Below are 24,759 nucleotides of genomic sequence, written 5' to 3'. Positions count from 1 at the left end.
CCGGCGCCTTCTGACGACCGATCACCAGGCGTAGTGCTCGGGCGCCGTCCTGAAGCCGGGGAAGATCTCGTCCAGCCGGGCCAGCGCCTTCTCGTCCAGGTCGACCTCCAGCGCCTTGACGGTGCCGTCGAGCTGGTCGATCGTCCGCGGGCCGATGATCGGCGCGGTGACGACCTTCTGGTGGAGCAGCCAGGCCAGCGCGAGGTGGGCCGGGTCCACGCTGAGCTCGTCGGCGAACGCCTCGTAGGCCTCCACCTTGTCGCGGTGCTTCTCCAGCTCCGACGCCATCTGCGGGGTGGCCGAACGCCCCTTGTCGATCTTCCGCAGGATGCCGCCGAGCAGGCCGCCGGCGAGCGGGCTCCACGGGATCAGCCCGAGACCGTAGTCCTCGGCCGCCGGGATCACCTCGAGCTCGGGAGCCCTGACCAGCAGGTTGTAGTGGGACTGCTCGGAGACCAGGCCGAGGGTGTTGCGGCGCCTGGCCTCCTCCTGGGCCTTGGCGATGTGCCAGCCCGCGAAGTTGGACGACCCCACGTACAGGATCTTGCCCTGCTGCTTGAGGACGTCCATGGCCTCCCAGAACTCCTCGAACGGGGTGTTCCGGTCGACGTGGTGGGCCTGGTAGAGGTCGATGTAGTCGGTCTGCATCCGCTTCAGCGACGCGTCGGCGGCCCGGCGGATGTTGAGGGAGGACAGGCGCCCGTCGTTGGGCCAGTCGCCCATGTCCCCGTAGAGCTTGGTGGCGATCACCGTCTTCTCGCGGCGCCCGCCCCCCTTGGCGAACCACCGGCCGATGATGTTCTCGGTGACGCCCTCGCCCTTCTTCCAGCCGTAGACGTTGGCCGTGTCGAAGAAGTTGATTCCCAGTTCGTGGGCATGATCCATGATCGCGAAGGAGTCGTCCTCCGTGGTCTGGGGACCGAAGTTCATCGTGCCCAGGCAGAGACGGCTGACCTTCAGGCCGGTACGGCCGAGCTGCGTGTATTCCATGACACCCACACTAGGTACCTGGAGTGCACTCCAGGCGAGCGGGGCGGCGGGGGAAATCCGCGGCGGTGGCCCGCCGCGTCTGTGACGTCCGCCGGAGCCGCCGGGGCATGATGGCTGCATGCTGAACAAGCCGGGGGATGTCATGGTCCGCGTGCTCGCGGTGGCCGGCGTGACCGCGGCCCTGGTCCTGTCCGGGCAGGGCGCGCGAGCCGGTACGGAGCGGGCCACGGAGGGCGGCGCGCGGAGTGTCGCCGCGGCCGGTGCGGCGGGCGGCGCCGCGGGACGTGCCGCCGGGAGCGTCGTGGCGTGGGGGCCGGAGCGGGTCTCGCCGGTGGACGACGGGGGGCGGCTCCTCTTCCGTTTCAGGGACGAGCGGATCACCGAGTCGAGCGGCCTGGCGGTCTCGCCGACCCGCGACGGCGTCTACTACACCCACAACGACAGCTCCGCCGGCCCGGTCTTCTTCGCCGTCGGTCCCGGGGGGCGGACCCGCGCGACCTTCACGCTGCGGGGGGCGGCCTCCCGCGACTGGGAGGGCATGGCCGCCTCGAAGGATCCGCGTACCGGGCGGGGGGTGCTGTGGTTCGCCGACATCGGCGACAACTTCGAGGGAGCCTGGCCCGACGTCTCGGTGTACCGGGTGGAGGAGCCCGCCGTGCTCGCCGACGCCGTCGTGCCGGCCGTGCGCTACCGGTTCCGGTACGAGGACGGCGGGCACAACGCCGAGGGGATCATGGTGCATCCCCGCACCGGACGCCTCTACGTCGTGACCAAGCAGTTCTCCGGGGCCGTCTACCAGGCTCCGAAGCGGCTGCGGACCGACCGGGTCAACGTGCTCCGCGAGGCCGGTTCCGCGCCCGTCATGGCCACCGACGCCGCCTACGCCCCCGACGGGTCGAGCTTCGTGATCCGCACCTACTTCTCCGCCACGGTCTACAGCGCCCCCGGGAAGCAGATCGCCCGGGTGACCATGCCGGACCTGGAGCAGGCCGAGTCGATCACCTACACGCGTGACGGCAGGAGCCTGCTGACCGGCACCGAGGGCAGCCGCAGCCCGGTCTACCAGGTGCCGTTGCCCGAGACGGTCCTCGACGCGGCGACCCCGGAGCCCGCACCCGCCCCGTCGTCGGTGCCCGGCCCCGCCGCTCTGGAGGCCACGGCGGTGGCCGGGAGGAGAAGCGCCGACGACGACGCCGGGGTACCGGCCTCGGCGGTGCTTCTCTGGCTGGCCGTCGCGGCGGGGGCCACCGGCGTGATCACGTTGGTCGCCCGCCACACCCGTTGAGAGCCGGCCGTGCCGCTCTCGTCGTCGGCGAGGGCGAGCGTACTGATCGCCCGCATCGCCCGATGAGGGGGTACTCAGGCGAAATTGAGTAGTTCCGCGCAAGTACTCCGCAAGCCGTTTCCGCCATCCTGAGTGTCATGGACGAAATCCCGGCCCCCGCGCCCGGCCGCCCGCCGACGCGGGTGAACTGCCCCGAGTGCGCCGCCTCTCTCGCCGGGACGTACGAGCACTGCCCGCACTGCCGGCTGCCGCTGCGGGGGCCGGTCGCGGCCGAGCTGTGGCGGCTGGACCGGGAACTGGAGGGCCTGCGCGCCCGCGAGACCGGGCTCCTCGCCCGCCGGACGCACCTGCTCGGCCTGCTCGGTGCCGAACGGACCCGCCTGGCGCAGGCCGGCCCGGCGGCGCCCCCGCCGAGCCCGGAACCCTCCCCGGCCGCGACGTCCGCCCCCGCCCCCGCGCGCGTCTCCTCCGCGTCCCTCCCCGTACCCGTCGCAACCGTCGCACCCGGTAAGCCGAAGGAGGTCTCTCCCCGGGCGGTGCAGAACCTGCTGCTCGGTCTCGGTGGTCTGCTGCTGGTCGTCGCGGCCGTGGTGTTCACGGTGGTGAGCTGGGGGAGCATGGGCATCGGCGGGCGGGCGACGGTTCTCGCCGTGGTGACCGGGCTGGCCTTCACCGCACCGGTGCTCCTGGTGAGACGCGGTCTCGTGACCACCGCCGAGACCATCGCGATGTTCGGTGTCGCGCTGCTCTTCCTGGACGGGTACGCGGCCCGGTACACGGGACTGGCAGGAGCCGACGAGCTCAGCGGATCCCACTACGCCGCGCTGCTGTTCACCCTGGTCGCCCTCGCCACGGCGGGGTACTCGCGGCTCCTCCCGCTGCGGCTGCCGCTTCCCGTCGCGGTCGTCGTCGCCCAGTTCCCGCTCTTCTTCCTGGCCTTCGACGAGACGGCGCAGTGGATCACCGCCGCCCTCGCCGTCACGGCCGCCGCCGACGCGGCCTTCCTGGTCCTCGGCACCGCACACCGGAACCTCGCACCCTCCGACCCGGCATCCACTCCCGGTACAGCGCCTGCTACCGCATCCGGTTCCGTACCGGGACCCGGATCCGTAGCCGAGACCGGACCCGTACCCGAGACCGGACCCGTACCCGAAGCCGGACCCGTACCCGAAGCCGGACCCGTACCCGAAGCCGGACCCGTACCCGGGACCGGATCCGCAGCCGGGACCGGACCTGAGCCCGGCCCTCCGAGCGGCCTGAGGAGGACGGTCGCGGTCTGCTTCGGCGTGCTCTGGGGGCTGGGGGTGTGCCACGGCATCCTGGCCGTCCTCCTGCAGCAGGTGCTCGGCCAGGTCAACGGCATCGGGATCTCCGCGGTCTGGGGCGTCCTGCTGGTCATGCTGGCCGTGACCGGGCTGGCGGTCGCGCGCCAGGTACGGCGCGGCGGTCGTCTCATCGACCTCGTCGCCTTCTCCGCGCTGACGCTGACCGTCGGCCTGGCGGCGCCTCTCCGGGCGCTGTTCCCGTACACCTGGGACGTCGTCCCCTACACCGTGGCCGCCCTGGCCACCGTGGCGATCATGCTTCGCGCGCCCTGGCTGGACGAGCCGCGCCTCCGTTCGACCGGTGCCGTCTCCGGCGGGGTACTGGCGGTGGTCACCGCGCTCCCGTTCGCGGACGCGGTGGCCTTCACCCTGTTCGCCCGGTGGGAGTACGCCCGATGGGGCGCGCGCGGCTTCGCCGACACCTGGCTGATCGCGCCGTTCCCGCAGTTCCCTGTCGTGGCCGTGATGCTGACCGTCGCCGCGGCGTGGGCGGCCCACCGGGGGCGGCCCCTCCTGGGGTTCGCGGCGCTCGCGTCGGGGACGCTCGCCGTGGCCGTCGCCCCCGTCGCCCTCGGCTGGGGTCACCGGGTGGACCTGGTGGTCCTGCCGGCGCTGGCCGTCGCGCTCGTGGCCGCCCTGTCCCTGGCCGCGCGACCGCGGTGGGCGTGGGCCTTCGCGGTCGCCGCCGGGACGGTGTCGGCCGAGGCGCTGGCGACCGCCCTCAGCGGCCGGACGAGCACGTACGCGGTGCTCGCCGTCCTGCTCGTCGCCTGGGGGGTGGCCGCGTACACCGCCAGGGTGCGGCCCGTGGCGGCGTTCGCGCTGGTCATGGGTGTGCTCTCGGCGACGGGCCTGGTCTGGGCGCTCCTCGCCGGATCGGGGTGGACGAGCGCGGGGGACGGGCTGTCCCTCGCCCTGGGGACCGGGGCGGTGCTGGCCGTTCTCCTCGTCCTGCCCGCCCTCGTCCCGCCCGGCACGTCCCCGGAGAACGCGGAGAACCCGGAGAACCCGGAGAATGCGGAGCACCCGGAGAACCCGGAGCACCCGGAGCGCCAGGCGGGGGACGATCCGCGACGTCCCGCCGGGCTGGTGCTGAGCGGCGCGCTGGCCCTGTCCGCGGTCCTCTCCGTGGCACCGGCCCTCGCCGCGATCGCCGGCTTCCACGACCCGCTCCTGCGGCCCTGGACGGCCTCGGCCGGGCCGGGGGGCCGCCATCCGCTGCTCGTGACGGTGGTGATCCTCGTCGCGGTGGCGGCGGTGCTGGCCTCCTGGCAGGTGGCGCGCCGTCCGGGCGCGACGAGGGCGGCGCTGCTCGCGGGGCCCCTGGTCCTGGTGTCGCTGCCGATCTCGGTCGCCCTGCCGTACGGGGTGGAGGTGGCCCTGTTCGTCGCGGGCACGGTCCCGACGGCGTGGGCGGCGGCGCGCAGCCGTGCCGCCTGGGCCTTCGGCGGCCTGGCGGCGCTCTGGCTCGCCTTCGTCGCGGTCTCCTGGGCCCTGATGAGCGAGACCGCCACGCTGATCGTCCTTCCCGTGCTGGCCGCGATCGCCGTGGCGGTGGCCCTCGGGAGCCGGGTGGCCGTGGCCCTCCGGAGCCGGGAGAACGTGGCCCTCGGGAGCCGGGTGGCCGTGGCCTTGGGGAGCCGGGGGGCCGTGGTCGCGCCGGTCGCGGCCGGGGTGGCGACGCTGCTGGCGGGCGGCGAGGCGCTGGCGGCCGGGCTGGCGCTGGACCGGCCGGTCCGGTACGCGGCGTTCGGCCTGTTCGCCGTGGCCTGCGCGGCCGCCGTCCTGGCGGGCCGGTTCAGGCGGACGGCGCCCGCGGCCGGTGTGGAGGCGGCCGGGTACGTCCTGGCGGTCGTCGCCCTGCCGCTCGCCTCGGCCGACCTGCCGACGGCGAGCCTGGCCTGCGCCGTCGCGGGCGTGCTGATGGCCGGGACCGCGCTGCGGCCCGACCGGAGACGGGCCGGATACGTGGGGACGGGGTTCCTGCTGGTGGCCTCCTGGCTGCGGCTGATCGCCTCCGACATCACCGTGATCGAGGCCTACACGGTGCCGTTCTCGGTGGTGCTGCTGGTGATCGGCTTCCTGCGGGCGCGCCGCTCGGGGATCTCCTCCTGGGTGGTGTACGGTCCCGGGCTCGCCTCCAGCCTGGTGCCCTCGCTGCTCGCGCTCCTGGGCGGCGAGGGCTGGCTGCGCCCGCTGCTGCTCGGCACGGTCTCGCTGGCCGTGCTGCTGGTCGGCGCCCGGTCCCGGCTCCAGGCCCCGGCGGTGCTCGGCGGGCTGAGCCTGGCGGTCGTCGCCCTGCACGAGCTGGCTCCGTGGATCGGGCAGATGGCCGCGCTGATGCCCCGGTGGGTGCCGGTGGCGCTGGGCGGTCTGCTGCTGGTGGCCGTCGGCGCGACCTACGAGGCCCGGCGGGGGGACGTACGACGCCTGCGCGCGACCCTCGGCCGGATGCGCTGACCCGTCCGGGGACGCGCCGGCTCCGGTGGCCTCAGCCGGGGGACTGCAGGCCCCGGCTCCTGGCGTGGCCGAGGGAGGCGGTCACGTCGGCGTCGACCGGGAACCAGGCGTACAGGTCGGTCATCCGCAGCAGGCGTTCGAGGACCGGGGAGACACCGGCCAGGCGGAGCCATCCGCCGGCCTCCGAGGTCGCGCGCATACCGCTGAGAAGCACCCGAAGCCCGGTGGAGTCGCAGAAGCTGACGCCCTCGGCGTCGATGACGATCCGGGTGTGCCGGTCGGAGACCAGCCGCTCGATGGTCGTCCTCAGCAGCACGCTGGAGTTGCGGTCGATGTCGCCGTCGACGGTGATCACGGTGCAGCCGGTGTGCTCGTGGTGATCGACGCCGATGGAGAGTTCTCTGCTCATCGCCTCGCATCTCCACCCGGGGAACGGTCGGATCCGGCCGGGATCCGGCCTGATCAAGGTATACCCCGCTCAGGCGCCCGCTTGGGCGACGGACCGGAGACATGTGCGTAACGGCGCGAGCACCCAGCGGTGGCCTTGCCGCCGGACCGGAGACGGCCCCGCCCCCTCGGTCCGGCCGTGACCCCACCCTCCGGTCCGGCCGTGCCCCCGGCCCCGGACCGGAGTGGAACACACTCCCGTACCGGTACGGCGACCCGGCCCCGGACCGGCGGGGAACGCACCCCTGACCGGCGTGGAACACGTTCCCATGCCGAAGGTGAATGACCGCATCGCGATTTATTGCCCGGACATATTCGCGTATTGCTCGACCGTGTCGTACGGATTTCCCGCAATGAACAATGACGGTTAAGAACGGTGCCGGTTATCCCTTCTCTTCCGGTGAGGATTGCCGCTAACTTGCGAACATGCGCGTTCTGGTAACCGGGGCATCAGGTTTCGTCGGCTCGCACGCGGTCCCCGGCCTTCTCGCCGACGGGCACGAGCCGCTGCTGCTCGTACGCGATCCAGAGAAAACGCGCACGGTGCTGGCCGCTCTCGGGGTGAAGGAACCCGTCGCCCTGCACCGGGCCGATATCCGCGACGCCCCCGCCGTACGGGACGGGCTGGAAGGGTGCGACGCGGTCATTCACGCGGCCGCGGAAATCGGGGTCGTCGGCCGCGCGGACGACCTGGACGGCACGAATGTGACCGGAGCGAAGAATGTCCTCGGCCAGGCCGTCGAGCTCGGCCTCGACCCCGTCGTGCACGTTTCCAGCATCGGCGTCTTCGTCCCCCCGTCCGGGCCGGTGATCACGACCGAGAGCCCGCTCTCCACGCCGAGGAACGAGTACGGCAGGAGCAAGATCTCCGCCGAGCGCTACGCCCGCCGGTTGCAGGAGCAGGGGATGCCGATCACGATCGTCTACCCGTCCGGGGTCGCCGGGCCGTGCCAGCCCTCGCTGGACGCGCTGATGGAAGGGCTGCGCGCCGGGCTGGAGCAGGGCTGGCCGATCACCGCGGGCGGCGTCAACATCGTCGACGTGCGGGACCTGGCCGTCGTGCTCGCCCGCTGCCTCGAACCCGGGCGGGGCCCGCGCCGGTTCATGCTCGGCGGGCACTACCTCACCTGGGCGCGGCTCGCCGACGTCTGCGACGAGGTGACCGGGAACCGCTGCCGCAGGTTCAGGATCCACCGGTCGGTGCTGCGCGGAGCGGCGGCCGTGGGGGACGCGATGAAACTGATCAAGGAGATCGACTACCCGCTGACCAGGGACGCCGTCGAGATGATGGTCACGATGGTCCGCACCTACGACACCCCGACCCTGGAGGCGCTCGGCGTGGGCCTGCGCCCGGTCCACGAGACCGTCGCCGACGCGCTGTGCTGGCTCGCGCAGGAGGGGCATCTCGACGCGGGCAGGGTCGGCAGGCTGGCCGGTAGTGTCGCCCGATGACCGTGTCCTCCGGGCGTCCGGACGGCGCGCGCCCCACCCGGAGGTCCCACCCCCAAGGGCGTGCGCTTCGTACGGAAGGAGGCCGCGATGAACCTCGGGATCGTCGGAGGGGGAATCGTCGGGCTGGCCGTGGCCAGGCAGGCGGCGCTGACCCACGGGGCCACGGTGACCGTCCTGGAGAAGGAGGACCGCGTCGGGGTCCACCAGACCGGGCACAACAGCGGCGTCGTGCACGCCGGGATCTACTACCGTCCGGGCTCGCTCAAGGCCCGGCTCTGCCGGGAGGGCGTGGCGCTGCTGCGGGAGTACTGCGCCGAGCACGATCTCCCGTACGCCGAGGTCGGCAAGCTCGTGGTGGCCTCCACCGCGGCCGAGCGGCCCGCGCTGCGCGAGATCGCCGAGCGGGCCCGCGCCAACGGGGTGCCCGGCATCGCCGAGCTGGACGCGCTGGCGCTGCGCGACGTCGAGCCGCACGTCGTCGGCACCGGCGCGGTGCACTCCCCGCGCACCGCGATCGCCGACTTCCCCGCGGTCGCCCGCCGCCTGGCCGAGGACGTACGGGAAGGCGGGGGCTCGGTGCTGCTCTCCCACCCGGTGCGGTCGGTCCGGGAGAGCGCGGGCGGGGTGCGCGTCGTGGCCGGGAAGCGCGTCCTGACCTTCGACCGGCTGATCGTCTGCGCCGGGCTCGGCACCGACGCGGTCGCGCGGATGGCCGGGAAGCCCGGCGACGTGAGGATCGTCCCGTTCCGCGGGGAGTACTACGCGCTGGCCGGGAAGGCCAAGGATCTGGTCCGCGGGCTCGTCTACCCGGTCCCCGACCCCCGCTACCCCTTCCTGGGCGTGCACCTGACCCGCAGGATCGACGGCGAGGTGCTGGTCGGGCCCAACGCGGTCATGGCCCTGGCGCTGGAGGGCTACACCTGGCGGGACCTCGCCCCGGCCGAGCTGGCCCGGATCCTGGCCTGGCCGGGCACCCGGCGGCTGGCCGCCCGGCACTGGCGGACCGGCGTCAGGGAGGTGGCCGGTTCGATCGCGCCCGGGTCGTTCCTGAGGGCCGCGCGGCGCTACGTGCCCGCCCTGACCGGTGGCGATCTCGTCAGGACCGCCGGGGGCGTGCGCGCGCAGGCGGTGGACGCGCGCGGCGGCATGCTGGACGACTTCGCGATCGACGTGCACGGCCGCGTCGTCCTGGTGCGGAACGCCCCCTCGCCCGCGGCCACCTCCAGCCTGGCGATCGCACGGCATATTGTGGGGTTAACCTCGATATCGACCAGTTAACTGCTTTCTCATACGGGCCGGTGAGGATGGAACTGTGACCGATTCGCCCGAGGCCCGCCTGCTGATCGTCGAGGACGAGCCGAACATCCTCGAACTTCTCGCCGCGAGCCTGAGGTTCGCCGGGTTCGGCGTCAACACGGCGGGCAACGGCACGGACGCCGTCGCGGCCGTGCAGCGCCATCGCCCCGACCTCATCGTGCTCGACGTGATGCTGCCCGACATGGACGGCTTCGACGTCGTACGGCGCCTGCGCGGCGGCGGCAGCGACACCCCGGTGCTCTTCCTCACCGCCCGGGACGCCACCGAGGACAAGATCCGCGGGCTGACCATGGGGGGCGACGACTACGTGACCAAGCCCTTCAGCCTGGAGGAGGTCGTGGCCAGGATCCGGGCCGTGCTGCGCCGTACCTCCTCGGGCGACCTGGCGCCCCGGCCGTCCCGGCTGACCTTCGCCGACGTCGAGCTGGACGAGGAGAGCCACGAGGTATGGCGCGAGGGCCGGGCGGTGGGGCTGTCCCCGACCGAGTTCAAGCTGCTGCGCTACTTCATGGTCAACGCCGGGCGGGTGCTGTCCAAGGCGCAGATCCTCGACCACGTGTGGGACTACGACTTCCGGGGTGATGTCGGGATCGTGGAGTCCTACGTCTCGGTGCTCCGCCGGAAGATCGACAACGTCGATCCCCGGCTGATCCACACGCTGCGCGGGGTCGGGTACGTGCTGCGCCTGCCGCCGGGGCCGTGATGCTCAACACCACCCCGCTCCGGGTGAAGCTGATCGCGATCGTCCTGATCCTGCTGACGATCGCGCTGACGCTCATCGGGATCGGCAGCGTCTCGATCATGCGGGGTTACCTGATCGACCGCGTCGACGGCCAGACCGTCCTGATCGCCGAGACCGCGCTGCGCCGGATCCACCGGGGGGTCACGCCGATCGGCAAGCCGCTCCCTCCCGACGCGAAGCTGGAGCTCCGTAACGGCAGCGGCGTGGTCTTCGCCACCTTCAGCGGGGCCGACGTGGAGGGCAGGCCGGGGCCCGAGGTGGCGCCCGGCCAGGGCGCGCGGCCGTTCGACAGCGGCGACTGGCGGGTCCGTTCGATCCCGACGGGGGACGGCGGGACCGTCGTCGCGGCCGTGGACATGAGCGAGGTGCGGCAGATCGTCGGCCAGCTCGCCCTGGTGGAGGTGCTCGGCGGCAGCGGCCTGGTGCTGATGCTCGCCGGAGCCGGGGTGCTGATCATCCGCAGGAGCCTGCGCCCGCTGGAGGAGATCGAGCACACCGCCGAGGCCATCGCCGCCGGGGATCTGAGCCGCCGCGTCCCCGACGCCGACCCGCGTACCGAGGTGGGCCGTCTGGGCCGCTCGCTCAACGGCATGCTCGCCCAGATCGAGACGGCCTTCCGGGCCCGGTCGGAGTCGGAGTCCTCGGCCCGCAGGTCGGAGGAGCGCATGCGCAGGTTCGTCGCGGACGCCTCGCACGAGCTCCGTACCCCGCTGACCTCGATCCGGGGTTTCGCGGAGTTCTACCGGCAGGCGCCCGGCATCGACGCCGCGCCGCTGATGCGCAGGGTGGAGTCCGAGGCGGTCCGGATGGGCCTGCTCGTCGACGACCTGCTGATGCTCGCCCGGATGGACCAGCAGCGGCCGCTGGTCATGCGCCCGGTCGACCTGCTCGCCATCGCGGCCGACGCCGTCCACGACGCCCGCATCCTCGCCCCCGACCGCGAGGTCGGCCTCGCGGTGGACGGCTCGGCGCTCATCGTCTCCGGCGACGAGGTACGGCTCCGCCAGGTGGTGGGCAACCTCATGACCAACGCGCTCACCCACACCCCGGCCGGCACCCCGGTGCGGGTGGCGCTCTTCGGCGAGAAGGGCATGGCCGTCATCGAGGTGGCCGACGAGGGACCCGGTCTCACCTCCGAGCAGCGCGAACGCGTCTTCGAGCGGTTCTACCGCGCCGACTCCGCCCGGGGCCGGCGCGCCCCCGAGGACGGCGGCAGCGGGCTCGGGCTGGCGATCGTGTCCGCGATGGTCGAGGCGCACGGCGGGACCGTCGCGGTGGAGTCGGAGCCGGGCAAGGGGGCGACGTTCCGGGTGTTCCTCCCCCTGGCCTCCGAGGCCGGCTGATCCCGCCGTCCCGCCGTCCCGGCTTCCCCGGCCCCGGCTCCCGCCGCGCGGGTTCCCGGGCCCGGATCCGGCCGGTCCCGATTCGACAGGTCCAGATTCGACAGGTCCAGATTCGACAGGTCCAGATTCGGCCGGCCCGGATTCGGTCCCGGGACGCGCCCTCTCCCAGGAAACGTTCAGCCTCGGCTGAGCTGCGCCCCAGCGGAGTGGGCGAGCCTCGGGGGGTGCCGGAAAGAGTGGAAGCCCGTTTGCTGGTCGTGGACGACGAACCGAACATCAGGGAGCTGCTCTCGGCCAGCCTGCGCATGTCCGGGTTCGAGGTGATGACCGCGGCGGACGGCCGGGAGGCCGTGCACTTCGCCGAGCGCCTCCGCCCCGACCTCGTCGTGCTGGACGTGATGCTTCCCGACATGGACGGCTTCACGGTGGCCGGGCGGCTGAGGGAGGTGAGCGGGCAGGTGCCCGTGCTCTTCCTGACCGCGCGCGACGGCACCGACGACAAGGTGACCGGGCTGCGCGTGGCCGACGACTACGTGACCAAGCCGTTCAGCCTGGAGGAGCTCCTCGCCCGGATCCGGGCCGTGCTCCGCCGTACCAGGGGGGATCTGGACCTGCCCGCCCGGCTGCGGGTCGGCGAGCTGGAGCTGGACGAGGAGGCGCACCAGGTCTGGCGCTCCGGGGAGCCGGTGCGGCTCTCGCCGACCGAGTTCAAGCTGCTGCACTACTTCATGGTCAACAGCGGCAGGGTGCTGTCCAAGGCGCAGATCCTCGACCACGTCTGGAACTACGACTTCGGCGGCGACGCCGGGGTGGTCGAGTCCTACGTCTCCTACCTCCGCCGGAAGGTCGACACGGCCGAGCCACGGCTCATCCACACCCTCCGCGGGGTGGGGTACGTCCTGCGCCTGCCGCCGGGTGATTGAATTTTCAGCCGATATTCAGCTCTGACAGACCCGATTCGCAGTTTTGTGTGTTCAAATAGACGAAGCACGACCCCCGATCACCTCGGACGCGTTCGAGAGGCTCGGGTTCGCCTCCAGCTGCGGGGGAGACGAACCCTGTACGGCCTCCGGACGAGGTCCGAGGGCAGTGCCCCACCGCTTTACCGAGTTCGCCCCCGTAACCCGGTCGAGCGGTGGGGCCAAACGCGTCTAGAGGGGTCCTCGCAGGGCAGGACGACCGTATGGGTGACAACGACGGTCTTCTGGAGACGCTGCGGGAGCTGCGGCGGCACCTCGGCCGCGAGCTGTTCCCCCTCGCGATCGGTGACGCGGCGGCCGAGCGCCGCGCGGCGCGCGAGCTGGCCGGGCAGCTCGACGACTACCTCATTCCCCGGCTCACCACGATCGACGCCCCGCTGCTGGCCGTCGTCGGCGGATCCACCGGAGCCGGGAAGTCCACCCTGGTGAACTCCCTGGTCGGCGCGGACGTCTCCGAGCCGGGCGTGCTGCGGCCCACGACCATGGCCCCGACCCTGGTCACCTCCTCGGCCGACCGCGAGTGGTTCACCGCCCAGAACGTGCTGCCCGGCCTGTCGCGCGTCACCGGAGGCGGCAGGGGCCAGCCGGGCACGATCCGGATCGTCACCGCCTCGGCGGTCCCGCCAGGCCTGGCCCTGCTCGACGCCCCGGACATCGACTCGATCGTCACCTCCAACCGCGAGCTGGCCACGCAACTGCTGTCGGCCGCCGACCTGTGGCTGTTCACCACCACCGCCGCCCGCTACGCCGACGAGGTCCCCTGGAGCTTCCTGCGTACGGCCAGGGAGCGCAGCACGGCGCTGGCCATCGTCCTGTCGCGGGTCCCGCCGGAGGCCCTGGGCGTGGTGCGCAAGGACCTGACCCGCCTGCTGGAGGCCAACGGGCTGGGCGGCACCCGGCTGTTCGAGGTGCCCGAGCTGGTACTGCCCGAGGAGAACGCCCGGCTGCCCCGCCAGGCCGTCCAGCCGGTCGCCGACTGGCTGCTGGCCCTCGCCGCCGACTCCCGCTCCCGCGCCGAGGTGGTGCGCCAGACCCTGTCGGGCGCGCTGGAGAGCCTGGCCGTGCGGGTGCCCGCGCTGGCCGCCGCGGTGGAACGCCAGCACGCCGGGGCCGCGGAGCTGCGCTCGATGGCGGACGCGGCCTACGCCGTGGGCCTGTCCACCTTCGACGAGGGCATGCGGGACGGCACGCTGCTGCGCGGCGAGGTGCTGGCCCGCTGGCAGGACTTCATCGGGACCGGCGACCTGATGCGCTCCCTGGAGAGCCGGGTCGGCCGGTTCAGGGACCGGCTCGTGGCGCTCGTCATGGGGCGTCCCGCGCCCGAGAACGAGCTGCGGGTCGCGCTGGAGAGCGGGGTGGAGGCGCTGATCAGGGCCTCGGCCGACGGCGCCGCCGAGCGCCTGCTGGAGTCGTGGTCCTCGAACCCCGCCGGGCGGGCCCTGCTGGAGGAGGCCGGGGTGGCGGTCAGCTCCCGCCTCGGCAGGGCCTCGGCCGTCCTGCCCGCCCGCGCGCAGGACGCCGTCAGGGGATGGCAGGCGTACGTGCTGGACCTGGTGCGGGAGGAGGGGGCGGACCGGCGGACCACCGCGCGGGTCACCTCCTACGGCCTGAACGGGGCCGGGCTGCTGCTCATGATCGCGGTGTTCGCCTCGACCGGCGGGCTGACCGGCATCGAGGTCGGCATCGCCGGAGGCACCAGCGTGCTCAGCCAGAAGATCCTGGAGGCGGTCTTCGGCGACCAGGCCGTCCGTACCCTCACCGTCAAGGCCCGCTCCGACCTGCGGGCGCGCGTGGCGATCCTGCTGGGGGAGGACGCCGACCGCTTCACCGGCCTGCTGGACGCCGTCCAGCCCGCCGACGACACTGCCCCGGCCCTGCGCGCCACCTCCGACGCCGTACGCGAGCACCTGCGCGAGCTTCCCGTCGCGAACCGCCGGGCCGCGCTCCCCGAGGGCTCCGCACGACCACTGGACGCCCCGCCCGGAACACCCGGAGAACTCGGAACATCCGGAGCACCCGGAACGGCGGGAGCACCCGGGAGGCCCGAGGTCTCCGGAACGCCCGTGACGCCCGGGTCCGTCTCCCGGATGAACGGCGATCCCGGCGGCCCACCGGGGACGCGCGGCGGCCCCACCGGGGTGCCGAGGGCGAACGGCACGGAGGGGGACGAGGCGTGAAACTGCTGCGACGAGCGAAGACGGTCCCGCTGGACGACCGGCTGGAGGCGCTGGCGCGGGCCGCCGACCTGGCCGACGGGAGGCTGGACGCCGACGCGGTGGCCGCCGCGCGGTCGGTGGTCTCCCGCGCCGGGGTACGGGCGAGCCTGTCGGTCGACCACACCGCGGTCGCGCTGGCCGGAGCCACCGGCAGCGGGAAGTCCTCGCTGTTCAACCTGCTGTCGGGCACCTCGCTCGCGACGGTCGGGGTCACCAGGCCGACCACCTCCACCGCCCAGGCCGCCCTGTGGGAGGGGAGCGGGGCCGGGCCGCTGCTCGACTGGCTGGAGATCCCCCGCCGCCACGAACTCCTGCCCCTCTCCTCCGGCACGGCACCCCGGACGCCCGGCACGGCGCCCCGGGCGTCCGACGACGACGGGCAGGCGTCCGGCAGCACGGCAACCGGCACGGCGTCCGGTACGGCACTGCAGACGTCCGCCGACGGGCAGGCGTTCGGGACGGACGGTGAGGCCGCCGGGCTGATCCTGCTGGACCTGCCCGACCACGACTCGATCGAGCCCTCGCACCGGATGGAGGTCGACCGGCTCGTCGAGCTGGTCGACCTGCTGGTCTGGGTGCTCGATCCGCAGAAGTACGCCGACGCGGCCGTCCACGACCGCTACCTCCGGCCGCTGGCCCGGCACCGGGACGTCATGGTCGTCGTCCTCAACCAGATCGACCGGCTCTCCCCGGCCGCCGCCGAGCGGTGCCTGAAGGACCTGCGGCGGCTCCTGGACGACGACGGCCTGACCGGCGTCCCGGTGGTCGGGATCTCCACCCGGACCGGCGCGGGCGTTCCCGAGCTGCGTTCCCTGCTCGCCTCCCGGGTCGCCGACCGGAGGTCCTGGGCCGCGCGCCTGGCCGCCGACACGGGCATGACCGCGGACGCGCTCCTGCGGGCGTCCGGCGTCGCCCCCGGCGAGACGCCCCCCGCCGACGCGGGGAACAGGCCGGACAGGCTGGTGAGATCCCTGAGGGACGCCCTCTCGGAGGCCGCGGGAGTGCCGACGGTCGTCCAGGCCGTGGCCAGGTCGCACCGGCACCGCTCGGTCGCCGCCACCGGGTGGCCGCCGACCCGGTGGATCCGGCGTCTGCGTCCGGACCCGCTGCGGCGCCTCCGCCTCGACGTCGCGAGCCGGTCCCCGGACGGCGCGCGCGACCGGCACGAGGCCGGCGGCACCGGTGACACCGGCGACACCGGCGACGCTGCCGGGATCGTCGGGCGGACGTCGCTCCCGGCCGCGACCGTCGTCCAGCGTTCGCGGATGGACACCGCGATCCGGGAGGCCGCCGAGACCGCCTCGGACGGGTTGCCCGCGCCGTGGGCGGTGGCCGTGCGCCAGGCGGCGAGATCGCGCGGGGACGACCTGGAGGACGGCCTGGACCGGGCGGTGGCGACCACCTCTCTCGGGGTCTCACGGCGGCCCCTGTGGTGGCGGCTGGCCGGGGTGGCGCAGTGGCTGGCGCTGGCGACCGTGTTCGCCGGGGGGATCTGGCTGATCGCCCTGGTGGCCCTCGACTACCTGCGGCTCCCGCAGCTCTACCTGCCGACCGCGGGGGAGCTGCCCTGGCCCAGCGCGCTGCTCATCGGGGGCGTCCTGCTCGGGCTGCTGATCGCGCTGCTCTCCCGGGTGGCCGCCTGGCTGGGGGGCCGCCGCCGCGCCCGTAAGGCGGCGCGGTCGTTGCGGGAGAGTGTGGAGCGGGTCGGCCGTGAGCTGGTGCTGGAACCGGTGGGGGAGGAGCTGACGCGCTACCACCGCTTCACCGAGGCGGTCGCGGTGGCGAGGGACGGCACCCGGAACTGAGGGCGCGGGAAGTGCCGTGACATCGAGCGCCTTCGCGGGGACGGGTTCCCGCGGAGGCGCTCTTCCGTGTCCGCCGGCATGCCTTCCGGACGTGTGGCGCGTGTCCGCGGTTGTGTCTTCCGGATGTGTGGTCCGTGTCCGCGGTTGTCTTCCGGACGGGTGGCGCGTGTCCCTCGGCACGCCTTCCGGACGCGCCCCCGTCCGCCGATGTGCCCCCGGGGCGGGGCTGATACATCGATGTGACCCGGGGTCTTCCCGTTTTTGGACATGAATGATTTAACGTTCTGACGAGGCTGTAACGTCTCTACCGCATATATCCCCCCATCAACGCCCGGCCATCTCGCATGCGAACCGGCCGCGTTTTTCCCCTGCCATCCGGAGTCATCAAATGCCCGCAGCACTTGAGATCCACGGCCTGTGCAAGACCTTCGGTGAGAAGGTGGCCGTCGACCACGTGAACCTGACCATCCCCCAAGGCTCCTTCTACGGGCTCGTCGGCCAGAACGGCGCCGGCAAGACCACCACCCTGTCCATGGCCGTCGGCCTGCTCCGTCCCGACGAGGGCAACGCCCGGATCTTCGGCGCCGACGTCTGGTCCGACCCGGCCACGGCCAAGACACTGGTCGGCGTCCTGCCCGACGGCATGGCCATGCCCGAGCGGCTCACCGGCCGCGAGGTGCTGACCTACCTCGGGCTGCTGCGCGGCCTGTCGCGCGACGTCGTCGACCGGCGCGCCGACGAACTGCTGTCCGTGCTGGAGCTCGACGTGGCCGAGAAGACGCTCGTCATCGAGTACTCCACCGGCATGCGCAAGAAGATCGGCCTGGCCACCGCCCTGCTGCACGCGCCGCGGCTGCTCGTACTCGACGAGCCCTTCGAGGCGGTGGACCCGGTCTCCGCCGCGACGATCAAGACGATCCTGCGCGGTTTCGTGGCCGGGGGCGGCTCCGTCGTGCTCTCCAGCCACGTCATGGCCCTGGTGGAGCAGCTCTGCGACCACGTCGGGGTGATCGACAAGGGCAGGGTAGCCGCCGCGGGGCCTCTGGACGAGGTCCGCGGCACCGGCTCCCTGGAGGACACCTTCGTCGAGCTGGTCGGCACCTCCGACGGGGGATCGAAGGAGCTGACGTGGCTGTCGAACTGACCATGGTGCAGATGAAGGTGGCCGTGCTCCGTCACTCGATGACGGGACAGCGGGCCGGCTTCGTCCTCATGGGAGCGCTGCTCGGCCTGACCCTCGCGGCCGGCACGATCATCGCGTCCCTGTCCGGGGCCGACCTGCTCGTGGCCGTCTACGCCGTCTGGATGCTGGGCTGGGTGCTCGGTCCCGTCTTCGCCGGCGGCGGCGACGAGACGCTCCGCCCGGAGTACTTCACGCTGCTCGGCCTGCGACCGCGCCGCCTGGCCACGGGGCTGCTCATGGCGGCCTTCGTCGGGGTGGCGCCCGCGATCAGCCTGATCGCCCTGGCCGGGCTCGCGGTCCTCGGCGTGCGGCTGGGGGTCGTGGCCGCGCTCGTCTCGCTGCCCGCGATGCTGCTCCAGCTCGCCGTGTTCGTCCTGCTCTCCCGGGTCGCGGTCGCCGTGCTCGGCCTGGCCCTGCGCTCCCGCGTGGGCGCGATCGGCGCCGGTCTGGCCAACGGCGTGATCCTGGCGTTCCTGGGTCAGATCTGGGTCGTCTTCGTGGTGCTCGGGGAGACGGACGGCATCCCGCAGGTGGTGACGGACGTGGCCCGCCGTCTGCCCTCCGGCTGGGGGACGGTCGCGGTCGAGGCCGCCGGGTCCGCCGACTGGCCGCGGGCGCTGGCCGCCCTCGGCGGGATGGCGCTGCTCATCGTGCTGCTGCTGGCCGCGTGGGCGGTGCTGCTCACCCGGCGGGCCGGCGCGTCCAGGGCGGCCACGAGGGGACGCCGCCCGATCCGGGCCACCACCGCCGCCGGGGCCGTACTGGCCAAGGAGGCGCGTACCTGGTCGCGTGACCTGGTGCGCACCCACCAGCTGACCTTCGCCCTCGCCTACGGCGTGGCCTTCGCCGCGGCCCCGCTGCTGATGGGCTGGACGGGCATGCTGCCCTGGGCGGGACCGGTCTTCGTCGTGATGGCCGCGGCCATGTCGGCCAACCTCTACGGTACCGACGGCACGGCGCTGTGGCTCATGCTCATGACCCCCGGCGCGAACGACGTCCGCGGGCGGCAGCACGCGTGGCTGCTGGCGGTCGCGCCCCTCGCCGTCGTGCTGACGGTCGGCCTGGCCCTGGTCACCGGCGGGCCGTGGCCCATGCTGCTCGCCGTCCTGCCCGCGCTGCTGGGCGGCGGCGCCGGGCTGGTCGCCCTGATCTCGGTGTACGGGCTCATCCCCGGCACCGACCCGCACCGGCGCGGCGGCAACCCGCTGCGCTCCACCGACGACGACGGCGCGGTCACCGGCATGGTGTACGCGGTGCTGGTGCTGGCGATCCTCACCGCGGCTCCCGCGGCGATCACGGCCGCGCTGTACGGCTGGGCGGGCGTGGCCGTCGGCGTCCTGACCGGGGTGCTCTGGTACCGGGGGCTGGGGCTGCTCGCCGAGCGACGGCTGCTCGCGCACGGGCCCGAACTGCTCAACATGATGCGCACCGGCCGACGGCCGTCCTCCGGGCCGGCCGGCACGCCGGGGGCGCGTACCGGGTTCGAGGACCTGCCGCGTCACGAGCAGATCATCGTGGGGCTCTGCTTCACGTTCGGCGCGATCCCGCTGTTCCCGCAGGGACTGGTGGCCGGCTACCTCAAGGCGACGGGAAGCCCGACGCGCGCGTGGTTCCTGGCCCTCTACCTGCCGCCGTGGCTGCAGTGGCCCACGATCGTGTTCATGGTCCTGCTGGGGGTGGCCGTCTACGTGACGGGAGTGGTCATCCCGTACCGCCGCCGGAGGCTTTCCCGGGCCCAGGCGGGCGAGGAGCCGGCGGTGACGGAGGCGACGGAGGTCACGAGCGGCCTTCGATGAGGGACGCGAGCGGCCGTCGGTGACGGTCTCGCAGGGGTGAGCGCCTCCCGGTGAGGGGGACGGGCCGGGGAAGGAGGATCGGTGGCCGTCTCCCGGGAAGCGCTCGTTCGCGTCCGCCGCGTCGTCGCACGGACCGGCCGTCGCCGGTCGGGGCGTCGGGCGGGGGAGCGCGTCAGGCGGTGAGGTTCACGTAGTACGTCGAGTAACCGTTCATGTCGACCAGGCGGGTGCCGACGCGCCTGGCGGCGGTGCTGCCGATGCCCAGGCAGGAGTCGAAGGCGTTCTGGTAGACGTACATCGGGCCGTAGGGGCCGGTCCAGACGGCCCCGTTGGCGGCCTCGGCGTAGAAGGCGGCGTAGCGGTTGTCGGTGTTGAGGACGTACGCCTCGCCGCCCGGGTTGATGGCCCACCAGCCGCGGGTGCCCCACTGGCCGTAGTCGCGGCAGCCGTCGGGGCTGTAGAACATGATCGCGACCCACACCTTGGAGCTGTAGCGGTTACGGAAGTGCAGCTGCATGGTCTACTCCTCCGCCTCGGTGTCGGCTTCCGTGAAGCGCAGGGCGAGTGGCCTGTCGTCGATCGCGTCGTCGGCCAGCGGGGGAAGGGGGTCACCGCTCTTGGCGGCGACGGCGGTGCGGTCGGCCACCCCGGGGCGCTGGTCCGTCTCGCCCGAATCGGATGCCTTCAGGTCCGTGAAAGCCACCCGTGGATCAGGAGGGATCTCCGTGCCGTTGTCGGGCATGTGCTCACCTGCTTCCTGTTACGTCGGAGGGTGATCGCTCAACAACATACAGTCACGTCAAGGTCATGTAAATAATCGTTTTCATTTCCGTGGGGTGGCCTCCCGTGAATATTGCGTGCATATCGCAACCATCGTATTGTGTGCGATATGCACACATCATCTGCCGTCGGTACCGCCGTGCCCTCCCGCGCGGCACGGCTCGCCTTCGCCGCCCTGCTGGCGGGCATGTTCATGGCCCAGCTGGACGGCAACGTCGTGGTCGCCGCCCTCCCGGCCATGGCCGCCGACCTGCGATCCGGCGGGGCGATCGCCGCCGTCACCGCGGTCTACCTGCTCACCGTCACGGTCTCCACCCCCGTCCACGGCAAGCTCGGTGACCTGCTCGGCAGGCGCGCGGTCTTCCACGGCGCCCTGCTGGCCTTCGCCGCCGGATCGCTGGCCTGTGCCCTCGCCCCGTCCCTGCCCGCCCTGATCGCCGCGCGGGCGGTCCAGGGCGTCGGCGGGGGCGGCCTGGCGGTCACCGCGATCAGCGCCCTGGCGCAGATGTTCACCCGTGAGGAGCTGATCAGGCGTCAGGGGTACCTCATCGGCGTCATGGCCCTCTCCTCGCTGGCCGGACCACCCCTGGGCGGCCTGCTGGCGGCGGGTCCCGGCTGGCGGTGGATCTTCACGGTCAACCTGCCGCTCTGCGCCGTCGCCGCGCTCCTGGCGCTGCGCGGGCTCCCGAGAAGGCCGCCGGAGCGGGCCCGTACCCCGTTCGATCTGGCCGGTGCCCTGCTCGTCGCGGCCGTCGGCGGCGGCACGGTCGCGCTGGGGCCGTCTCGCCCTGGCCATGGGCGTCGCCGGTACGGCGGCACTGGCCCTGCTGCCCTTGTTGCACCAGGCCCCGCGCCCGCTGTCGGTCTCGCTCGCCGTGCTCGGCATGGCCCTGGCGGGCGGCGCCCTCGGCCTGTCCATGCAGGCGTACACGCTGATCGCCCAGGGGCGTGCCCGTCCTGAGCAGATCGGCGCCGCGATGGGCACTCTGACCTTCGCCCGCCAGCTCGGGGGCTCGCTCGGCACCGCCGCGTTCGGCTGGATCCTGCTCGTCGCACCCGGTACGCGCACCGGCCTGACTCTCGTCCTCGTGACGGCCGCGGCCTGCCTCCTGGCCGCCCTGCTCGTGTCACCCCGCACCGAGGACGACCCGGCGCCCGCCCCTCACGGGACGTGAGTGTTCAGGAGCCCTCGTAGAGACGGGTCAGGTCGACGAGCTGTACGTCCACGCGGTCCCGTCCGGGCTCTCTGTGATCACTCTCAGTCAATGAGAAGTACGTTTATTATAAGTCTGTTCATCATTGAATTTCGGCGATGGCCGAGCTCACGGCCGGGGTGTGCCGTACCAGCGCCAGGTGGTGAGGCGCGGGTGTCCCGGCAGCTCGGCGCGGCCGGTGGCCCACAGCAGGGTGGGCCAGGGGTCCGTGGTCCGCGAGGCGTCGGGGAACAGCCGGGCGAGTACCCGCGCGCACAGGCCCGCGGGCGGGGTCCAGTCGAGCCCGAGGCCCTCGGTCAGGTCGTGGGTGTGCACCAGGATCTCCACGATGCCCATCGTGGCGAAGCCCTCGGGGTCGGACGTCCCGTGGACGTGATGGGCGCGGACCTCCGGCGGCGTCGTCCGCGCCATGGCGACCAGCAGCGCGCCGCACGCCTCCAGCACCCCCAGCATTCCCTCGGGTCCCGCCGCCCGGTCCACGTGGATCGCGTTCGCCGGTCCCCCGGGCCTGCGGCGCTCCCACGCGAAGGGTACGACGTCCTCAAGCGGCGGCTTCCTGGGACCGATCTGGGCGGCGTACGAGAAGAGGTCGTCGGCCAGGTGCTCGGCGGTCTCCCAGCGGGACCACTCCAGCGACCCGGCCGGCTGGTCCCAGGCGGGCTCGGGCATCTTCCCGAGGACGCCGACGGCGAGCCGGACGGCCTCGTCGAGATCGTCGGCGGTCACGGGGGAGGTGGTGTTCTCCGGTGGTGTGGACATGCCGGAAAGATATCGACGGCGCCGTGAGACGTACGTCGCGGGCCCGTTCGGACGAAGGCCGGAGTCATTTCGGCGGCAGGCGTTCCGGAGGACGGTCGTACGAGGCGTGTTCTTGTGAATGTGGCCGGGTCGGTCGATGGTGTCGTTCCTCACGCGTGTCAGGAGGGCGGTCCAGGCGGGGGTGCGGAGGGTCGTCAGGCAGTTTCGGCCGAGGAGGAGATCCCGCAGAACGTCCAGGCGTTCGGCGCGTGCGAAGTGGCTGAGGCACATCGCGTCGAACACCAGGGCGGGATCCGATGCGGGAGGGATCAAGGTTCGAGGTCCTGGTCCTCGCGGGCCGGAAGGTCCGACTCCACGATCTGGCCTCGCATGAGTTCCACGGCGCGGGAGGTGGTCATGCGGCTCTTCTTCCATGCCTGCAGCACGGCGTGAGCGTACATCGGCGGTACCCGAACCGCCTGGAGATCGGGCTGCGGCGTCCAGCCCACGGCCTCCATGAGTTCGGCGCGCGTCGGATTCCTCCGCCGCATGTTCCTGGCGTCCCCGTCCGGCAGGACTCCGGCCGCGACCGCCTGGCGGACGGCCAGTGACCAGGATGTCCGGTATCTGGCGGCGAGGACCACGAGGGAATCCCGTAGCGGGCTCTTCTTTCCCGAGCAGCCGTTCAGCACGGATTCGACGGGCAGGAGGAGTTCGGCGGCGAAGGCGTCGACCACCAGTTCTCTTTCGGCGCGGGAGGCGTGAATACCCAGGTCCGCCGAGTACTCATCACCGATGATCATGTGGCCCAGCTCGTGGGCGGCGGTCGCCCGGCGTCTTCCGGGATCCCCCTGGCCGCTGACGACCGCCACGGCGATTCCGTCCTCGATCAGAGAGGCTCCGTCTCCCGGTGCGTCGACCACCGCCACCAGCTGGCCGAGCTCCTCACAGACGCTCATCAGCGAGCTGATCGGATCGCTTCCGAGGCCCAGCCTCCGCCTGACCCACCTCGCCGCCTGCCGGGCGGTGTCGGCGTTCTCCACGGCATCGGGGAACCTCGCGGGTGTGGGAGGAGTCAGCTCCCGCAGCTCGACGAGCTGCCGGACATCGTCCAGCCACGTCGCCAGAGACGCTTCGAGCCGGTACGACTGGCGGGTGGCGTCCGTCGCCGGGTCGTCGACGAGCTCGGTACGACGTGACACGACCGCCGGCGACCGGCGCAGGAAATGCGTCAGCGGAACACCGAGGACCGACGACAGCCGCGCCAGTTCGAGAGCGTCCACCCGGCGGGTGCCCGCTTCGATCTTGGCGATCATCGTACGGTCCAGGTTCATGGCCGATGCGAGCTGCTCCTGGGACAGGGCAGCCGCGACGCGGCATTCACGAACGCGGTCACCCACGTCCGCCCACTCTCCGACCTCTCTCATGGTGCGATAATCGCACGTGGGCCGGTCGGGAACGAGGTGACCTGGCGTTACCGGAACTAATCGTTACCTCAGTTGACGGTGTTGTTCTTCACGTGCCTCAGGAAGGCGGTCCACTGGGTGGGGGTGAGGATGAGGGCGGGGCCGGTGGGGTTCTTGCTGTCGCGGATGGCCCGGTGGTTGCCGGAGAGGTTGGCGATCTCGACGCAGTCGCTTCCGTCGTCACCGGAGAGGGTGGATTTGCGCCAGTGGGCGCTGTGGAGTTCTTTGGTCAGGTCGTCCATCGCTGGATCGCCTCCTTGATCATGTCGCGTGAATCGCTCCGGGACAGAGCGTCCGCACGGATCAGGTCATATCTGAATTCTAGCCTTTTTATCTCTTCGGCCCGCTCGCTCATCCGGTCCCCGGTGCTCTGGGAATCGATATAGGCCACGGGAGGTGCGCTTCCCGGCATGTCGGCGATGGTGAAGCCGCCCAGCAGGCCGAGCACGTTGCGCGCGGTGTGGGGAAGCACCTGAAGAGAGAGCCAGGGTCTCTCCGACATCTCCAGAAGGTAGTGGAGCTGGCCCCTCATCACCTCCGGATCGGCGATGGGACGGTGCAGGATGCCCTCGTCCAGGATGGTCCAGAGCATCGGAGGGTCGGGCCGGTGAAGGATGTTCTTCCGGTCCATGCGGGCCGCGACGCTCTTACTCACCTGCTCGGGAGTGGTGCCGGGGCTGTGGCTGAGGATGGCCTCCGCGTACTGCTCGGTCTGGAGGAGACCGGGCACTATCAAAGCTCCCCAGATGCGCTGGGAGGTCGACTGGGGCTCGAACTCCAGCCAGGAGCGGAACCAGCGGGGGACCTGTGTGGCCGTGCGATCCAGGCGGTCCAGCAGGTCGACGAGCGTCGTGCCCAGGTCGAGCGCCTCGTCCATCTGTTCGGCCAGCTTCCTGGTGGGTGCCCTGTGGCCGTTCTCCAGCATGCTCAGATGGCTCACGGCGAGGGAGACCGCTATGCAGAGCCGCCTTTGGGTAAATCCGGACAAAATCCGGTATTTACGTAGTTCTCTGCCGAATTGAATGCGCGTGGATTCATGTGCATCCGTGTCGAACTCCGGCTCCGATTCTGTCTCCTGACCTGGATCCGCCTCCATCTCCCGCTCTGTCCCTGCGTCCGGCTCTGGATCCATGATGATGCGCATTTCGATCTCCTCTCGCTGCTTCTTTGGGATTCTCCTCCATTTTCATTGCCGAGGGAATGGATGCCAAGTTTTCATG

21 protein-coding genes are annotated in these 24,759 nt (G+C 72.3%); 13 read left to right on the top strand and 8 right to left on the bottom strand.

Annotation, left to right across the window (positions count from 1 at the left end; translation table 11 throughout):
• Positions 1–21: 21 nt before the first annotated feature.
• Complete coding sequence (locus ACLQ2R_RS34775; protein ID WP_425965659.1) at positions 22–990, bottom strand: aldo/keto reductase; 969 nt, start codon at positions 988–990, stop codon at positions 22–24.
• 118 nt (positions 991–1,108) lie between these two features.
• Here ACLQ2R_RS34775 and ACLQ2R_RS34770 point away from each other — a divergent pair, with 118 nt between their 5' ends.
• A complete protein-coding gene (locus ACLQ2R_RS34770; protein ID WP_425965658.1) occupies positions 1,109–2,275 on the top strand; it encodes a hypothetical protein in 1,167 nt (388 codons plus the stop codon).
• Positions 2,276–2,412: 137 nt separating this feature from the next.
• Positions 2,413–6,060, top strand: coding sequence for an SCO7613 C-terminal domain-containing membrane protein (locus tag ACLQ2R_RS34765; RefSeq protein WP_425965657.1), 3,648 nt, complete (start codon positions 2,413–2,415; stop codon positions 6,058–6,060).
• 31 nt (positions 6,061–6,091) lie between these two features.
• Here the strand turns inward: ACLQ2R_RS34765 and ACLQ2R_RS34760 are convergent, their stop codons facing one another.
• Positions 6,092–6,469, bottom strand: a complete 378-nt coding sequence (locus ACLQ2R_RS34760) for an STAS domain-containing protein (RefSeq protein ID WP_425965656.1) — start codon at positions 6,467–6,469, stop codon at positions 6,092–6,094.
• Between the two features lie 464 nt (positions 6,470–6,933).
• Here ACLQ2R_RS34760 and ACLQ2R_RS34755 point away from each other — a divergent pair, with 464 nt between their 5' ends.
• The 9 genes from ACLQ2R_RS34755 (at position 6,934) to ACLQ2R_RS34715 (ending at position 19,341) form a co-directional block, all read left to right on the top strand.
• Entirely contained in the window at positions 6,934–7,959 is a 1,026-nt protein-coding gene (locus tag ACLQ2R_RS34755) for an NAD-dependent epimerase/dehydratase family protein (protein WP_425965655.1), read from the top strand.
• Positions 7,960–8,046: 87 nt separating this feature from the next.
• Positions 8,047–9,237, top strand: coding sequence for an L-2-hydroxyglutarate oxidase (gene lhgO, locus ACLQ2R_RS34750; protein ID WP_425965654.1), 1,191 nt, complete (start codon positions 8,047–8,049; stop codon positions 9,235–9,237).
• Between the two features lie 34 nt (positions 9,238–9,271).
• Positions 9,272–9,979, top strand: a complete 708-nt coding sequence (locus ACLQ2R_RS34745) for a response regulator transcription factor (RefSeq protein ID WP_386245558.1) — start codon at positions 9,272–9,274, stop codon at positions 9,977–9,979.
• The gene (locus ACLQ2R_RS34740) at positions 9,979–11,361 is read left to right on the top strand and encodes a HAMP domain-containing sensor histidine kinase (protein WP_425965653.1); all 1,383 of its coding nucleotides are present in this window, start codon (positions 9,979–9,981) and stop codon (positions 11,359–11,361) included. Before ACLQ2R_RS34745 ends, ACLQ2R_RS34740 begins: the two co-directional genes overlap by 1 nt.
• A gap of 236 nt (positions 11,362–11,597) precedes the next feature.
• Positions 11,598–12,284 carry a response regulator transcription factor gene (locus ACLQ2R_RS34735; RefSeq protein ID WP_425965652.1) on the top strand — a complete coding sequence of 229 codons (687 nt, stop codon included), beginning with the start codon at positions 11,598–11,600 and terminating at the stop codon, positions 12,282–12,284.
• 260 nt (positions 12,285–12,544) lie between these two features.
• Positions 12,545–14,518 carry an ABC transporter gene (locus tag ACLQ2R_RS34730; RefSeq protein ID WP_425965651.1) on the top strand — a complete coding sequence of 658 codons (1,974 nt, stop codon included), beginning with the start codon at positions 12,545–12,547 and terminating at the stop codon, positions 14,516–14,518.
• Positions 14,515–16,362 carry a GTPase family protein gene (locus ACLQ2R_RS34725; protein WP_425965650.1) on the top strand — a complete coding sequence of 616 codons (1,848 nt, stop codon included), beginning with the start codon at positions 14,515–14,517 and terminating at the stop codon, positions 16,360–16,362. Before ACLQ2R_RS34730 ends, ACLQ2R_RS34725 begins: the two co-directional genes overlap by 4 nt.
• 388 nt (positions 16,363–16,750) lie before the next feature.
• Positions 16,751–17,506: an ABC transporter ATP-binding protein gene (locus ACLQ2R_RS34720; protein WP_425965649.1), complete on the top strand. Its 756-nt coding sequence runs from the start codon at positions 16,751–16,753 to the stop codon at positions 17,504–17,506.
• Positions 17,491–19,341 (top strand): hypothetical protein, encoded by a 1,851-nt coding sequence (locus ACLQ2R_RS34715; RefSeq protein WP_425965648.1) that lies wholly within the window; start codon positions 17,491–17,493, stop codon positions 19,339–19,341. The genes ACLQ2R_RS34720 and ACLQ2R_RS34715 overlap by 16 nt, the downstream gene beginning before the upstream one ends.
• A gap of 172 nt (positions 19,342–19,513) precedes the next feature.
• Here the strand turns inward: ACLQ2R_RS34715 and ACLQ2R_RS34710 are convergent, their stop codons facing one another.
• Positions 19,514–19,858: a DUF1036 domain-containing protein gene (locus ACLQ2R_RS34710; RefSeq protein WP_425965647.1), complete on the bottom strand. Its 345-nt coding sequence runs from the start codon at positions 19,856–19,858 to the stop codon at positions 19,514–19,516.
• Between the two features lie 3 nt (positions 19,859–19,861).
• Positions 19,862–20,044, bottom strand: coding sequence for a hypothetical protein (locus tag ACLQ2R_RS34705; protein WP_425965646.1), 183 nt, complete (start codon positions 20,042–20,044; stop codon positions 19,862–19,864).
• 186 nt (positions 20,045–20,230) lie between these two features.
• Here ACLQ2R_RS34705 and ACLQ2R_RS34700 point away from each other — a divergent pair, with 186 nt between their 5' ends.
• The gene (locus ACLQ2R_RS34700) at positions 20,231–21,082 is read left to right on the top strand and encodes an MFS transporter (protein ID WP_425965645.1); all 852 of its coding nucleotides are present in this window, start codon (positions 20,231–20,233) and stop codon (positions 21,080–21,082) included.
• A 16-nt stretch (positions 21,083–21,098) separates the two neighbouring features.
• Positions 21,099–21,296, top strand: a complete 198-nt coding sequence (locus ACLQ2R_RS34695) for a hypothetical protein (RefSeq protein ID WP_425965644.1) — start codon at positions 21,099–21,101, stop codon at positions 21,294–21,296.
• 147 nt (positions 21,297–21,443) lie between these two features.
• Here the strand turns inward: ACLQ2R_RS34695 and ACLQ2R_RS34690 are convergent, their stop codons facing one another.
• The 4 genes from ACLQ2R_RS34690 to ACLQ2R_RS34675 all read right to left on the bottom strand — a co-directional run bounded on the left by ACLQ2R_RS34690 (position 21,444) and on the right by ACLQ2R_RS34675 (position 24,635).
• Positions 21,444–22,094 carry a hypothetical protein gene (locus ACLQ2R_RS34690; protein WP_425965643.1) on the bottom strand — a complete coding sequence of 217 codons (651 nt, stop codon included), beginning with the start codon at positions 22,092–22,094 and terminating at the stop codon, positions 21,444–21,446.
• A 308-nt stretch (positions 22,095–22,402) separates the two neighbouring features.
• Positions 22,403–23,500, bottom strand: coding sequence for a helix-turn-helix domain-containing protein (locus ACLQ2R_RS34685; RefSeq protein WP_425965642.1), 1,098 nt, complete (start codon positions 23,498–23,500; stop codon positions 22,403–22,405).
• A 68-nt stretch (positions 23,501–23,568) separates the two neighbouring features.
• Positions 23,569–23,781: a DUF397 domain-containing protein gene (locus tag ACLQ2R_RS34680; RefSeq protein ID WP_425965641.1), complete on the bottom strand. Its 213-nt coding sequence runs from the start codon at positions 23,779–23,781 to the stop codon at positions 23,569–23,571.
• Positions 23,769–24,635: a helix-turn-helix domain-containing protein gene (locus tag ACLQ2R_RS34675; protein ID WP_425965683.1), complete on the bottom strand. Its 867-nt coding sequence runs from the start codon at positions 24,633–24,635 to the stop codon at positions 23,769–23,771. The genes ACLQ2R_RS34680 and ACLQ2R_RS34675 overlap by 13 nt, the downstream gene beginning before the upstream one ends.
• Between the last annotated feature and the right edge of the window lie 124 nt (positions 24,636–24,759).

Origin of the sequence: Streptosporangium sp. DT93 (assembly GCF_049844535.1) — a bacterium.
Taxonomy (GTDB): Bacteria; Actinomycetota; Actinomycetes; order Streptosporangiales; family Streptosporangiaceae; genus Streptosporangium.
Note: the sequence above shows the minus strand (reverse complement) of the source record. Positions and strands in the feature narration are given on the sequence as shown.